General features: G+C 35.4%; 10 protein-coding genes. 8 read left to right on the forward strand and 2 right to left on the reverse strand.

Annotated features, from left to right (window positions below; genetic code table 11):
• Entirely contained in the window at positions 1-219 is a 219-nt protein-coding gene (locus ACFOWM_RS11965; RefSeq protein WP_379710402.1) for a VF530 family protein, read from the forward strand.
• On the opposite strand, the gene ACFOWM_RS11970 is transcribed toward ACFOWM_RS11965, so the two are convergent.
• Positions 210-3,110 carry a ligand-binding sensor domain-containing protein gene (locus ACFOWM_RS11970; RefSeq protein ID WP_379710404.1) on the reverse strand — a complete coding sequence of 967 codons (2,901 nt, stop codon included), beginning with the start codon at positions 3,108-3,110 and terminating at the stop codon, positions 210-212. The two genes, ACFOWM_RS11965 and ACFOWM_RS11970, sit on opposite strands and share 10 nt — an antisense overlap.
• A gap of 201 nt (positions 3,111-3,311) precedes the next feature.
• Here ACFOWM_RS11970 and ACFOWM_RS11975 point away from each other — a divergent pair, with 201 nt between their 5' ends.
• The 7 genes from ACFOWM_RS11975 to ACFOWM_RS12005 all read left to right on the forward strand — a co-directional run bounded on the left by ACFOWM_RS11975 (position 3,312) and on the right by ACFOWM_RS12005 (position 14,957).
• On the forward strand, positions 3,312-6,407 hold the full coding sequence (locus ACFOWM_RS11975) for a SusC/RagA family TonB-linked outer membrane protein (protein WP_379710406.1): 3,096 nt from the start codon (positions 3,312-3,314) through the stop codon (positions 6,405-6,407).
• Positions 6,408-6,435: 28 nt separating this feature from the next.
• The gene (locus tag ACFOWM_RS11980) at positions 6,436-7,953 is read left to right on the forward strand and encodes a RagB/SusD family nutrient uptake outer membrane protein (RefSeq protein ID WP_379710409.1); all 1,518 of its coding nucleotides are present in this window, start codon (positions 6,436-6,438) and stop codon (positions 7,951-7,953) included.
• Positions 7,954-8,026: 73 nt separating this feature from the next.
• Positions 8,027-9,331 carry a PKD domain-containing protein gene (locus ACFOWM_RS11985; RefSeq protein ID WP_379710411.1) on the forward strand — a complete coding sequence of 435 codons (1,305 nt, stop codon included), beginning with the start codon at positions 8,027-8,029 and terminating at the stop codon, positions 9,329-9,331.
• A gap of 61 nt (positions 9,332-9,392) precedes the next feature.
• On the forward strand, positions 9,393-10,244 hold the full coding sequence (locus ACFOWM_RS11990; protein WP_379710413.1) for a glycoside hydrolase family 16 protein: 852 nt from the start codon (positions 9,393-9,395) through the stop codon (positions 10,242-10,244).
• Positions 10,245-10,359: 115 nt separating this feature from the next.
• On the forward strand, positions 10,360-12,627 hold the full coding sequence (gene bglX / locus ACFOWM_RS11995) for a beta-glucosidase BglX (protein WP_379710416.1): 2,268 nt from the start codon (positions 10,360-10,362) through the stop codon (positions 12,625-12,627).
• Positions 12,628-12,724: 97 nt separating this feature from the next.
• The gene (locus ACFOWM_RS12000) at positions 12,725-14,167 is read left to right on the forward strand and encodes an amino acid permease (RefSeq protein ID WP_379710419.1); all 1,443 of its coding nucleotides are present in this window, start codon (positions 12,725-12,727) and stop codon (positions 14,165-14,167) included.
• Positions 14,168-14,243: 76 nt separating this feature from the next.
• Positions 14,244-14,957, forward strand: a complete 714-nt coding sequence (locus ACFOWM_RS12005; protein ID WP_379710421.1) for an LOG family protein — start codon at positions 14,244-14,246, stop codon at positions 14,955-14,957.
• Positions 14,958-15,032: 75 nt separating this feature from the next.
• Here the strand turns inward: ACFOWM_RS12005 and ACFOWM_RS12010 are convergent, their stop codons facing one another.
• Positions 15,033-15,530 carry a nucleoside deaminase gene (locus ACFOWM_RS12010; RefSeq protein WP_379710424.1) on the reverse strand — a complete coding sequence of 166 codons (498 nt, stop codon included), beginning with the start codon at positions 15,528-15,530 and terminating at the stop codon, positions 15,033-15,035.
• Positions 15,531-15,557 lie beyond the last annotated feature (27 nt).

The raw sequence follows: 15,557 nt of genomic DNA on the forward strand, positions 1-15,557 counted from the left end.
ATGCAACCAAATAACCCACTTCACGGCAAAACACTAGAAGCTATTGTAACTGCTTTAGTACATCATTTTGGTTGGGATGAGTTGGGGCAAATCATCAATATCAATTGTTTTAAAATAAACCCAAGTATTAATTCGTCACTCAAGTTTTTACGAAAAACACCTTGGGCTCGTAAAAAAGTAAAAGACTTATATATTAACGCTTTAGGCAATTACGATTGAGGCATATCATTAATTTTTATACTCATGAGGTAATCGAACAAACTCAATTCTGTAGGTATTTGTAATTTCTTTCGCAAACGATATCTACCAATTTCAACACCCCTTACTGATATGTTTGATAATTGTGCAATTTCTTTGGTTGTTAAATTCATTCTTAAGTAGGCACATAACTTCAACTCATTTGGAGTAATATTTTGATGCTTTTGTTTTAAAGCCACTAAAAAATCGCTGTGTACTTTATCAAAATGTTTGGCAAAGCTTTCCCATTCTTTATCTATTTTATCGTCATCACTCAAAGTTTTTATCATTCGCTTCAATTCTGCAACAGCTTGAGGGTTATCAACAGTTTTCATTACACTAGCCAATTCAATTTTGCTTTTTGATAATAGTTCACCTTTTTTTACCAAATGCATTGCTGATGATGCTAACTCAGCATTTTTAAAATTTATTTCAGCTTCTAATTTTGCATTACGTAAGGCTACTAGTTCACTTTCTGTTTTACTAAGTTCAAGCTCGTGTATATATAATAATTTTTTTTGCTCTTCTTCAAACTTTAATTGTTGCTGTTTAAACTTTTTATTTTGCCATTTAAATAGTAAGTAAACTGCACCAAAAAATAATGACAAATAAAATAACCTTGCCCAAATAGTTTGGTACCATGGTGGTAATATTTTGAACCTGTAGCTAGCAATATCACTTTCTTTACCTAAGTTGTTACGAACTTTTACTTCAAATGTATATGAGCCTGCAGGTAAATTGGTATACTCCTTTTCTGTACGATTGAGCCATTCAGACCAGCTATTGTCGAACCCCTTTAAACGATAACTATATTGCAAATTTGATTGGTTGCCAAATAGCGTTGCCGTGTATTGAATTTGCATGGCTTTCCATCCATCTTTTATGGTAGGTATATCGTTTTCATCTTGTAATTGTAGTGCATTGATGTCATTAAAAAAACCACCAAATAGCAATGTTTCTTCTGTAGATGTTACTTTTACTTTTCTTATTTGAACTTGTAAGGCAGGCGTATTTTGTTTGTATTTTTGATAGTTTAAATGAATGAAACCTTTTTCGCTACCTAAAAAAATATTGTTTTCATTAACAGGATAAATACACTCAAAGCCACTCAATAACTTGTTGTTTAACTCTGGTATATAAATAACCTGTGGTTGTTTGCCATTAACATCTATTACCCCCAAAGTTTTTTCATGAATAAACCAAATATTGCCATTATTATCTTCTTTTAAATAACGAATGCTTTGGTTGCCTAGTATTTTTTGAAAATAGGTGTGTGGTTCAAACAAATTTTGGCTATTTATTTGAAAAATACCTTTTTCAGTAGCTACCACAATTTCATTCTTAATTTTAAATATAAAATTGTTGAGGTTAGATGGTAAACCATTTTTAGTTGTAAAACTTTCAACCTTATAATTGTAGTTTTTAATGAGTTTGTAAATGCCATGGTAGGGATGCGATACCCAAATGTCATCATTTTTATCAATTGCAATGTAACGAGATGATTCATTGAAATTGTTAACCTTACCTATAGGTACAAAACGGCCTTGTTGGTTTTCAAAAAAATCAACCCCTTTATAATTACCTGCAGCAATTATATTACTATTGGTATTATTGCTGGCTGGTATAAAATTCCAAAAACCATAGCTGTTTGTAATAGGTAACGCTGTATTGGCATTAACAGTAAATGCTCCTTCGTGGTGGCCTAATAATAATTGATTATTGATATTGTTAATGGCCCAAACTTGTCCTTTTACTGAGGTAACTTCACTAAAATTACCTTTACTAAAACTTAAATCTGTGAGGGATTGTAAAGTAACTTGGTATAAACCGTTTGATGTACCTATGTATAAGTTATTATTAAAAATACTAGCGGCATAGCCAGATCCATCTTGAGTTGAAGGATTAATTTGTTTAATAGCGCTGTTGTATGATATTAAATCAATACCATTATCTAACCCCAACCAAATATTTTGTTGGTTATCAAGAAAAATGCTGAGAACGTTGTTGTTTTGAAGCCCTTCTTTTTTTGAAAAACTTTGAATAATATTGCCTTGATGATCCGTAATGTAAATACCACTATTATTGGTAGCTAAAGCAATCCATTTATCATTTATTTTGGTTGCGTTATACACCCTTTCACTTGCAAATAAATTACTATTATTAAAGTTAGTTTGGCTAATGCTGTTAAAACTATTCAATTTAAAAAAGCCGCCTTTTAGGGTAGTTATTATTGCCTCGTTATTTGGTAAACTTAAAATAGCAGTTACAGGGTTATTGGTAGGGAGTATGTTAATTGTGGCCAGCGTTTTCCATTGGTAATTTTCAAATTGTAAAAGTCCTTTTTGAAAATCATGTGCATACAGTTTGCCATTACAAACGCCTAAATAAGCCCATTCGTAAGGCGCTTCAAATACTTCACAACGTTGGTTTTCAATTTTAAATATTTTATTGATTGTTCTAAAATAAATGCCTTTTTGGTAGTTCACAATATCCCAAACATCACCAAAAGAGCGATCTTTATTTGGAATTAAATGCGTAAGTGAGTGAAATTTAAGTAAATGAGCACTATCGGGAGAGAAATAGCCGAACTCATCTTGCCCACCAACATATATTTTATTGTCGACACCTATCGCAACAGAACGTACGTTACTTTTTTGAGGTAAAGCATAATTATTCCAATATTTACCATCAAAAGTGAGTAATCCTTCATTGTTTGCGATATAAATGATCCCATTTTTATCTTGTTGAATATCCCAATTTTGGAGCCCAGCTCCATAGGTTTGTTTGGAGTAATTTAGTACATCTGGTAAGCCAATAGTGTTTTGGCTGAAAGAAACAAAAGGTGCGACTAAAAGTAATATCAATAACCTCATTATGTTTTTGTTAATTCGAGTTTGAAGGTAATAAATTTTTAATTGATGTAGTATTGATGTAGTGGTTTTAAGCTTAAATAGCTAGTTTTTGTGTTGTATGATGTAGTATTGTAGTGCTACATTATTTGTTGGTGGGTTTATTAAGAAATACTTTTATGTTTCCAAGACCAAGGTATTTATTCACTAACCAAAACACGATTTATGAAATTTAAATTCACATTATTATGTGTGAGTATCTTTCTGGCAAGTTTTATTACCCAAGCCGTAGCACAAAATGTAGCTGTTACCGGAAGTGTAAAAAATAAGGCCACCGGTGAACCACTAGCCGGCGCAACTGTAATTGCAGAAAAAACAACCACATCTACGCTGGCCGATGCCAAGGGTAATTTCTCCCTAAGTGTTCCAAAAGGAACCACAATCTCAATCTCTTTTACCGGATTTTCACCATTAACGTATCGAATTTCAAAAGAAACGACCATTAATGCACTGATGGATGAGCAAGGTAAAGGCTTAGATGAAGTAGTAGTAATAGGGTACGGTTCTAAAAGACGTAAAGAAATTTCAACTTCAATATCAACAGTTGGAGCAAAAGAAATTGCAAAATTACCAGTTGCTGATGCTGCCCAAGCATTGCAAGGTAAAGTAGCTGGTGTAACCATTGTTCAAAACAGTGGTGCTCCAGGTGGTACAGGTGGTACGGCCATCCGTATCAGAGGTATTTCTTCTTTAACAGGTACCAACAACCCTTTAATTGTGTTAGATGGTTATCCCTTACCAGACCAAGGTGCTGATAATATTTTAAACTCCTTTGGTACAGGAGATATTGAATCAATAGATGTATTGAAAGATGCAGCCGCTGCTTCTATTTATGGTGTAAGGGGGGCAAATGGTGTTGTTATTATCACTACAAAAAGAGGTAAAGCCGGAAGATCAGGCTTAACGGTTGATGTTTACAGAGGTATTCAAGATGCATGGCAGTTACCAACCATGTTAAATGCAAAACAATACGCCATCATTAATAGTGAAGCTAATATTGCTAGTGGCCGTCCAATTATACCAAAATTAGCTGATCCTGATGCTGTTGAGCGTCAATATGGACAAGGTACAAATTGGCTAAACGAAATATTCAGAAAAGCTGCGATGCAAAGTGTTACTTTATCTGCCAATGGCGGATCTGATAAAGCTAATTACTACTTTACTGCAGGTTATTTTAAGCAAGATGGTATTATTTACAAAACTGATGTTGAACGTTTTAACCTTCGCTTCAATGGCGACATTAAAGTAAACAACCGTATCAAAGTGGGTAACTCTCTTACCATGAACAAGTTTATTGAATATGGTGCAGATACTTATAACCCATTTAATAGCGTTGTATTACTAGCCCTAACAACACCACCAACAGTTTCACCTCGTAATGCGGATGGTAGCTATGCAGGTGGTAATGGTAATATTGATGGTTTTAGCGAACCTAACCCAATATATCAGTTAGAAGTACCTAAAAACAAATTTGTAAAATATCGTGTTTCGGGTAATATTTTTGCTGAAATAGATATCGTAAAAAGTTTGAAGTTTAAAGCTATATTTGGTGGCGATTTCGGTTATCAAGAAAATAATAATTTTCGTCCAGCTACACCTTCATCAGGTGGTCGCCCTTTCCTAGAAACAAGTTATAGTGTAGGTAAATCTTTTAATCCTGATTATTTAGCCGAATATACACTTACTTATGAAAAAAACTTTGCCAATAAACATAAAGTAACTGCGTTGGGAGGTTATACTTTTCAAGAAAATAGGTATTCATATGTGAATGCCAGCAGAGCAGGCAATTTTACACAACAAATACCAGTTTTAAACGGGCAAGTATTTAACCCAACTACTATTGCTCAAATTAGTAATAGTGCTGAAGATGGTGTTGGTAATCGCTTAATCTCATATATAAGTAGACTTAACTATGATTATGACAACAGAGGTTTTTTTGCTATTTCTTTAAGGAGGGATGGTTCCTCTAATTTTGCACCCAAAAATAAATTTGCCACTTTCGCATCAGTATCTGCCGCTTGGCGTTTAACGCAAGAGCCTTTTATGCGTAATGTAAAATGGGTTGATGATTTAAAAGTAAGGGCTAGCTTTGGTTATACTGGTAACCCTAACGTACTACCTTTTACTTATTTACAAGGCATTAACCAAGGGTTTCAATATACATTTGGTAATTCTTCAGGTTCTGGCGGCTTAGTAACTGGGGCAGCACCTAGTAGGTCATTTAACCCAGATATTAAATGGGAAAAAAATGAACAACTTAACGTAGGTATTGATGCAGGTATTTTTAAAGGAAAACTTAATGTTGCATTAGATGTATACCAACGTCGCTCAAAAGATTTAATATTATATGTAGCACCTCCTTTTTTATCTGGTACGTATGAATCAGTACCATTCAATACTGGTACTTTGCAAAACAGGGGTATTGATTTAACGCTCAATGCAAATGTTATTTCAACAAAAAAAATTACTTGGAACTCAAGTGCTGTTGTAAGTTATTATAAAAATAAAGTAACATCTTTAGGGTTATCGGCTCCTTTAGATGGAGGTTTTGCTAGAATTACCGGTGGTAGTTTACGTACCATCCAAGGTGCACCAGCTGGTTTCTTCTATGGTTTCGTTACAGAAGGTATTTTCCAAAACTATGATGAAATTAAAGCACATGCCGTACAAACTGCAGGTACTGACCCTACCACAAGTACCGCACCTGGCGATATTAAATTCAAAGATATAAACGGTGATGGTGTAATTAACGATGCTGATCGTACTAATATTGGTAATGCTAACCCTAATTTTACTTTTGGTTTTACCAACACTATCAATTACAAAAATTTTGAATTAACAGTATTTATTCAAGGTTCGCAAGGAAATAAAGTGTTGAACTTTACACGTTGGTATACTGAAGGTGGCGTAAGTAATGGTAATTATTCAAACGATATTATTGGCCGTTGGACAGGCCCTGGTACAAGCAATAGCATGCCAAGGGTTACGCTTAACGATCCAAACCAAAACAATCGTGTGTCTGATCGCTTTGTTGAAGATGCTACGTATGTACGTTTAAAAAATATTCGTTTAGCCTACAATATACCTGCTAAGTTTACACAAAGAGCTAACTTAAAACGTACCCAAGTATATGTGAGTTCGCAAAACTTAGTTACATTAACCAATTATTCGGGCCTCGACCCAGAAGTAGGTGGTGGTGTTGATATTGGTTTCTACCCACAAGCAAGAACATTTATTGCAGGTATTACTGTTGATTTCTAAACAATCATCTTACTAAAAAAGTTATAAAATGACACATATATTTTTAAAACGACTAATAACATTGCTGGTTGTAGTAATACTATTTACCCAATGTAAAAAGAGTTTGTTGGAAATTGATCCAACTATTCCAATCGTAACGGTTGATAATTATTATAAAACCGAATCAGATGCAATTAATGCTGTAAATGCAACCTATACACCACTTTCAGCTATTTACAGTGGTGCTGCATGGCACTTAGGTGATATTATGAGCGACGATGCCGACCTTGGTGGTGGCGGCGGTGGCGATGGTGCTGAAACGGCTGAGCTTGATAATTTTAGCTTAACATCATTTAACCCTATTGTTAACATTATGTGGGCTCAATGCTACTATGGTGTGTTAAGAGCCAATTTGGTTATTGAGAGGGTGCCTCAAGTACCTGTAATGACACCTGCAATTAGAACCAGGAGTATAGGTGAAGGTAAATTTTTAAGAGCCTTGTACTATTTCCATTTAGTACGTTTATTTGGTGATGTACCTTTATATACTACTGCCATTACTGTTGCAGAAGCTTCAACCATTGCACGTTCGCCACGTGCAGCTGTATACAACCAAATCATTGCTGATTTAAAAGATGCCGAAACATTATTACCTAATACTTATGGTGCTAATGATAAAGGCCGGGCAACTGCTGGTGCAGCAAAAGGTTTATTAGCCAATGTTTATTTAACATTAGGAGATAAAACAAATGCAGCTACAAAAGCTAAAGAAGTAATTGACAATAAAGCTTTGTACGGTTACGATTTATGGACAGATTATGCTGATAACTTTAAGTTAGAAAATGAAAATGGTAAAGAGTCTGTTTTTGAAGTACAATATAGAGCTGATGGCGGTACATTCACTATTTATGGTGTAGGTACTTGTATCAACACTTTTTACGGCCCTCGTTCACAAGGTATAGTGCCAGAAGGTGGCTATGGCTTTACGGTACCAACCAGAAACTTTGTTGATCAATACGAAAAAACAGGCCCAGCATACAGTACCATTATTGATAAGCGTAGAAATCGTTCTATTTGGATACCGGGTGATACCTATAACGCTTATACGCAGCCTGCTTCATTAATTGGTTCTCCAAATGGGTTTAATGTTAGAAAATACTTTGTTCCTGTTGAAAATACAACTGGCGATGCAGGCCAATGGCGTAGTGCTTTAAATGTGCCTATTATGCGTTATGCCGAAATTTTATTAATTTATGCTGAAGCTGCTGGTCCTGCTTTAGGTAAGCCTGCTGCTGATTTAATAAGGGCACGTGCAGGGCTTGCTGCACTACCTACAGGTTTAAGTGATGCTCAGTGGTTAGCAGCTATTTATAAAGAAAGAAGATTAGAATTAGGTTTTGAAATGCATCGTTGGTACGATCTATTACGTCATCCAGATCCTAATTATTTCGTTACTGTAATGCAAGCGGCAGGTAAAACCAATTGTGCTCAAAAACACCGCTTTATGCCAATTCCTCAAGGTGAAAGAGATAAAAATCCTAACCTTACACAAAATACCGGATACTAAAACCAACATTAACTTATGAAAAGTACATCGCATCAAAAACCTTGTACTTTTCATTCACAAAAAAAATATTAAAATGAAAAAGCAATTGTTTACACTATCATCACTAGCTATTGCAGTGGTGTTGTTGTTGGTACAATGTAAAAAATCTGATTTAGAATTATCAGGTTCAGCTTCTACAGCAGGGTTTACTTTTTTACAAACACCTGCCAGCGATACATTGCCTTATCCATACACGGTTCGTTTTACAAATACTAGTTCAGAAGAGTTTTTATACCAATGGAACTTTGGTGATAACACACCATTATCAGCAGAGAAAAGTCCTACTCACCAATTTAGAATAGGCGGTGCTTATAATGTTACACTTACTACCGTTGGTACAAATGGTAATAATTCAATTACAAAAGTTGTTGGTGTTACAGATGCATGTTCAAATGATTTTTTTAGCAAATTGACCAACTGTTCTTTAGGTGAATGGACATGGAGCTCTGATGGTGATGCTATCAAAGTATTATCGCCAGATGCAACACAGGTTTATTTCGCTGGTGGTGCAGCCAATTGCCAAGCAGATGATATTTTTAAATTTAATGCTGATGGTACTTTTGGTTATGAAGCAAACGGACAAACTTTTGATGTACAATCTGGTTACAGCTGCCAAGCTCCAAAGCCTAATGCACCTTCATATAAAGTAGTTGTTAAACCAAATCAATTACCAAAAATTATTTTAGCACCGTTAGCTACTGGTAACGGTAGGCCCTTTATTGGTACAACTGATATCGTTGAGAACAATACTTACACAGTTCAAAATTATACTCCTACTACTTTAACGTTGAGAGCAGTGTTAGAAAACAACGGTGGCGTATTGGTGGAGTTCAAATTTAGAAAAGTAACAGTATTAACTTTAGCCGATATTAAAAACTTGTTAACTGGTGGTGGTTCAAAAACTTGGAAGCTTGATCCTACACCTGGTGCAAATGCTATCATTGTTGGTACTGAAGCTAATCCTGCACAATATTTTGGTGGTGGTCCGTTAGATGGCAATTGCCAATCTGATGATACCTACACTTTCACCGCAGCTGATAAAATTACATACAACTCAAATGGTTCAACATTTAATGGCGGTAACGTAGCGCCTAATTATAGTTGTGGTAGTGATCGTTCATACAGCAACATTAGTTACACATTTGGGGCAACAACAGGTGGTGTAGCTGGTTTAGCTACTTTGCAATTACCTAATACGCCTCCAACTGTATTTATTGGTACTACTGATGTACCAAACGAAAACGTATATCGTATCATTGAAATAAGTGCCAATAAAATGGTGTTGAGAGCAGGTAATGGTGCTGGTACTGTATTTCAATTTAAATTAATACCACAATAATTTTATAGCGTTTAATTTGTTAACAGATGTAGTTCAAGCAAACATCATAAAAAATATAATCATGAAAAAAATCACAGGTCGTTTTTCAACTTTCTTGTTATCAGCTGTAGTGCTTATTGCATGTACTGATAAAAAAGATATTCCAACAGCAAAACCAGCTGAATTAATTGTTGATAAAAACTGGCAGTTTGAAACTACCCCTATGTGGGAAGATAATTTTAACACAGGAACTGCTCCTGATTTATCAAAATGGACTTACGAAACCGGTGGCAGCGGTTGGGGTAATAATGAGTTACAATACTACACAAGTGGCGCAAATGCTAGTGTTACAGGTGGTAACTTAGTAATCACTGCAAAAAAAGAAGCATTTGGTGGTAGAGATTATACATCTACTAGAATGATCACTAAGGGTAAGGGCGACTTTTTATATGGTCGTTTTGAAGTAAGAGCAAAATTACCAAAAGGCAGAGGTACATGGCCTGCAATTTGGATGTTGCATAGCGATGCTGCCTATGGTAACTGGCCTGCATCTGGCGAAATTGATATTATGGAGCATGTAGGTTTCGATCCTAATAAAATTCATGCAAGTGTACACACTTCTGCCTACAACCACTTGAGAGGTACTCAAAAAACAGCATCAAAAGTAATACCTACTGCTACTGATGATTTTCATAAATACAGAATTGATTGGACTCCATATGCTGTAAGAGGTTATATTGATGACGTTCAATATTTTGAATTTGTAAATGGTAATACCGGTTTTACTACATGGCCATTTAATAAAAGATTTTTCTTGATATTAAATGTAGCTGTTGGTGGCGATTGGGGTGGTGCTCAAGGTATTGATAACACTGCATTCCCAACAAGTATGGTGGTTGATTATGTTAAAGTGTTTAAACTTATTGAGCAATAATTAATTGTTCCGAGCTAGGTTTTAATAAGTCAATAGTCTAAAATTGCGGATGGTATTTTCTTTTTAAGTGAATACCTCCGCTTTTTAATGTCACATTTTTTTCAAAATATTAGTTATGATGTTATCTATGCTGAAAAAATATAGCCTTGTTGTTTTCGCAATAGGAGGTAGTTTTTTTTCTAATGTAAATGCGCAGGCGCCAGCCAATGTAATAAAAGAAAAGGTACAAGCCCTACTCCAAAAAATGACCCTCGAAGAAAAAGTAGGTCAAATGAACCAATATAATGGCTTTTGGGATGTAACAGGCCCTACACCTAAAGAAGGTAATGCCAAACAAAAGTATGATCATTTACGTAAGGGTTTGGTAGGTGCTGTGCTTAATGTAAAAGGCAATGAAGATGTAAGAAAGTTACAAGAAATTGTTGTGAAAGAAAGTCGCCTTGGTATTCCGTTACTTTTTGGGTTTGATGTTATACATGGTATGAAAACAGTAAGTCCCATTCCTTTGGCTGAAGCTGCAAGTTGGGATTTAATTGCTATTCAGCAATCCGCAAGAGTAGCAGCAACAGAAGCATCGGCAATGGGTATTAACTGGACTTTTGCACCTATGGTTGATATTACAAGAGATGCTCGTTGGGGCCGTTGTATGGAAGGAGCTGGTGAAGATCCATACCTTGGTTCATTAATTGGTGTTGCCCGTGTAAAAGGTTTTCAGGGCGATGATTTAGCTGCCAATAATACCATTGCTGCTTGTGCTAAACATTTTGCAGGTTATGGTTTTGCTGAAGCTGGTAGAGAGTATAATGCTATTGAATTAGGTACAAACACCATGTATAACGTTGTGTTTCCACCATTTAAAGCCGTTGCCAATGCTGATGTAAAATCGTTTATGAACTCTTTTAACACTGTAAACGGTATACCTGCAACAGGTAACCGTTTTTTACAAAGAGATATTTTAAAAGGTGCTTGGCAGTATAAAGGGTTCGTTGTGTCTGATTGGGGCTCTGCAGGCGAAATGGTAGCGCATGGTTTTGCTAGTGATTTAAAAGATGCCGCTATGTTAGCTGCCAATGCCGGTTCTGATATGGATATGGAATCATACGCATATGTAACATACCTCAAAGAATTGGTAGAAGCTGGTAAGGTAGATATGAAAGTGATTGATGAAGCAGTTGGTCGTATTTTAACTGTAAAGTATGAGTTAGGTTTGTTTGATGATCCTTACAAATACTGTAATGCTGCTAGGGAGAAAGAAATGATTTATAACCCTGCACACATTGCTGCTTCATTAGATATGGCCAAGCGTTCTATAGTATTATTAAAGAATGAAAATAATTTGTTACCACTCAAAAAATCACAAAAAAATATAGTGGTTATTGGTGCGCTGGCAAACGATAAAAATAGTCCGTTAGGCAGCTGGCGCTTGGGTTCTGATGATAATACCGCAGTTTCGGTATTGGAAGGTTTAAAAGGGTTTACCAATAATTTTAAATATGCTAAAGGGGCCGATGTAATTGTTGGCAAAGCTTCTTTTACGGAGGAAGTTAAAATAAATGAAACAGATAAATCTGGTTTTAAAGAAGCGATCGCAATGGCAAAAACAGCCGAAGTAGTTGTGATGGTTTTAGGTGAACATGGTTTTCAAAGTGGTGAGGGCAGAAGTAGAACACAAATAGGTTTACCTGGTGTTCAGCAAGCCCTGCTAGAAGAAGTTTATAAGGTAAATAAAAACATAGTTTTGGTATTAATGAATGGTCGTCCGTTAGCTTTACCATGGAGTGCAGCCAATATACCTGCTATTGTAGAGGCTTGGCAATTAGGTTCACAAACGGGTAATGCTGTTGCACAAGTATTATTTGGTGCATACAATCCTTCAGGTAAATTACCTATGTCGTTTCCACGTAGTGTAGGGCAACTACCTATTTATTACAATCAATTACCAACTGGTAGGGGAGCTGTTAAGCCAGATGTATTTTGGTCGCATTATACCGATGAAAGCAACGCACCTTTATACCCATTTGGCTTTGGTTTAAGTTATACCACTTTTGATTATAGTAATTTAAAAGTTGATGCTAGTAACCCTCAACAAATAAAGGTAATAGTTACTGTAAAAAATACGGGTACTGTTGCTGGTGAAGAAGTGGCACAATTGTATTTGAATGATCCTGTAGCAAGTGTGGCACGACCAATAAAGGAATTAAAAGGTTTTAAAAAGTTTGCTTTAGAAGCCGGACAATCAACCAACATTGAATTTACATTAACGAATAATGAGCTAGGTTTTTACAATAATGAAGGAAACTTCGTTGTTGAACCAGGGGCTTTTAATATTATGGTAGGCGGTTCATCTAACAAAGGATTAACAGCAAGCTTTACTATTCAATAATTAAACTTTACTAAGTTTTACAATAGTATACTTATTTTGTAGACTTTAAATGGCTACTTTTGCCACTAAATTTTTACAGATTAAGTATACTTTTTTTATGCTCAAAAAATCAATTCAATTACTACAACAAGAGGCAGCAGCAACTGGGGCTAATACATTAAAACGTAGTTTAGGAGCAGTAAATTTAGTGGCCATTGGTATTGGTGTTATAATAGGTGCAGGCTTGTTTTCACTCACTGGTATTGCTGCGGCCAATAATGCTGGTCCGGCAGTAACCATTTCATTTATTGTGGCTGCTGTAGGTTGTGCCTTTAGTGCATTGTGTTATGCAGAGTTTGCTGCTATGGTACCTGTATCGGGTAGTGCATATACGTATGCTTATGCCACTATTGGTGAATTATTTGCTTGGATAATAGGGTGGGATTTAGTGCTGGAGTACTCAGTTGGCGCTGCTACTGTTGGCATCAGTTGGTCGCAATACCTTGTTAAGTTTTTAGATAAATTCAATATTCATTTACCTGCACAACTACTAAAATCACCTTTTGAAACTATTACGTTAGCTGATGGTTCTGTTATACATGGTATTGTAAACCTGCCAGCTATTTTAATCATCAGTTTAATTACGGCCATTATTGTAAGGGGTACCAAAGGCTCTGCATTATTTAATTTATTGGTGGTTTCATTGAAAGTAGGTGTAGTAATAATTTTTATTTGCTTGGGCTGGCAGTATATCAATCCGGCAAACTATCATCCATATGTGCCAACAAATACAGGCAACTTTGGTGAATTTGGTGTGAGTGGCATTTTTAGAGGAGCTGGTGTTGTATTTTTTGTATTTATTGGTTTTGATATTGTGGCAACTATGGCGCAAGAAACTAAAAACCCTAAACGCAACATGCCTATAGGTATTATAGGTTCTTTATTAGTTTGTACGTTATTATTTGTATTGTTTGCTCACGTAATGACGGGTTTAGCCAATTACACTGAATTTAAAAATAGTGCAGCACCTGTGGCCATCGCTATTCAACATACCCCATACGTTTGGTTATCGCAAGCAGTAATTGTGGCTATTTTAATAGGATATACATCTGTTATATTGGTTGATTTAATGGGGCAATCGAGGGTTTTTTATTCTATGAGTAAAGATGGGTTGTTACCACCTGTATTTTCAAACCTTCACCCAAAGTTTCAAACACCTTTCAAGTCAAATATATTGTTGAGTATTTTCATTAGTTTGTTTGCAGGCTTTGTACCAATAAGTGTTGTAGGTGAAATGACGAGTATTGGTACCTTACTAGCATTTGTAATGGTATGTGTTGGTATTTTAATTTTAAGAAAAAAAGAACCCAATTTGCCACGACCATTTAAAACCCCATTTGTGCCTTTAGTGCCTATTTTAGGAATTGTGACCTGTGTGGCAATGATGATTTCACTACCATTTGATACTTGGTTACGTTTGTTTGTTTGGTTATTCATTGGCTTTGTAATTTATTTTGGATACGGAAAAAAACACAGCAAATTGCGTCAGAATAATAGCTAGTAAACAGTTTCAAAAACATGGTTTTTATGTATCATTAACAAATGCATACTTACCTTAGCATTTTTAAAAGGTATATATGGCTAAATCTGAAATAAAGTTTTTAGAAGGTCCTCAAAATAGGTGGAAGGATTTTAAGTTTGCGTTGAGTGTTTTAAAAGAGTTCATAAAGGGGTTTAGGGCACTCCATTTTGCAGGCCCTTGTGTAACCATTTTTGGTAGTGCAAGGTTTACTGAAGAACATCCTTATTACAAGCAAGCACAACAATTAGCTGGTGAAATAGCCAAATTGGGTTTTACAATTATGACAGGTGGAGGCCCTGGCATTATGGAAGCAGGTAACCGTGGTGCAAAAGAAGTTGGTGGTAAAAGTGTGGGCTGCAATATTGTGTTGCCGTTTGAACAACACCACAATCCTTACTTAGATAAGTGGGTAAACATCAAATACTTTTTTGTGCGTAAAAATTTGTTGATGAAGTATTCGTATGCATTTGTAGTAATGCCTGGCGGCTTTGGTACGTTAGATGAATATTTTGAAGCCTTAACCCTTATTCAAACAAAAACTGTAAGCCAATTTCCTATGGTTATTTTTGATAAAGCCTACCATAAAGAAATTATAGCGCATATTGAATTGATGAAAAACGAAAAAACCATTTCACCTGAAGATTTAGATTTGTGTTTGTTTACTGATTCAATTGAAGAAGCAGTGCAGCATATAAAAGAAAATACTATTGAAAAGTTTGGCTTAAAACAAGTGAAACAAAAAAGACAATGGTGGTTTTTTGAGAAATAAAAATTACTCAAATTAAAAAAGGGTGTAATGATTTGTTTATTGAATTATTACGCCCTTTTTCTTTTCTAAAATGTTTTAATATTGTTTTTTATGTTCCATCATATTCCACTCTTCAAAAATGGCCAAAGCTTTTTCATTTGAAATTTGCATAATGGGTATTTTTCGTTCATCATAATCTTTAGCAATTTCATCGTACAACATTGAATCATCAAAACCTGCAGCAGCAGCATCTTTCCTCGAATTGGCGTAGTAAATTGCTTTTGGTCTTGCCCAATAAATAGCACCTAAACACATAGGGCATGGTTCACATGAAGTGTACACTTCACAATCATCTAACTGAAAACTTTGTAGGTTTTTACAAGCATCTCTAATAGCTACTACTTCTGCATGTGCAGTTGGGTCGTTGGTTGAGGTTACTTTGTTGTAGCCACTGCCTACAATTTCACCATTTTTTACAATCACACAACCAAATGGGCCACCTTCGTTATTATCAATTGCTTTTTTTGATAGCTCAACAGCAGCCATCATAAATTTTTCTTTACTGTTCATGCTGCGAAAGTACGTATAACGCATGCTGCATCAGCTTTTGTGGAAAAATAC

It is taken from the genome of Ferruginibacter yonginensis (assembly GCF_042651465.1).
GTDB lineage: Bacteria > Bacteroidota > Bacteroidia > Chitinophagales > Chitinophagaceae > Ferruginibacter > Ferruginibacter yonginensis.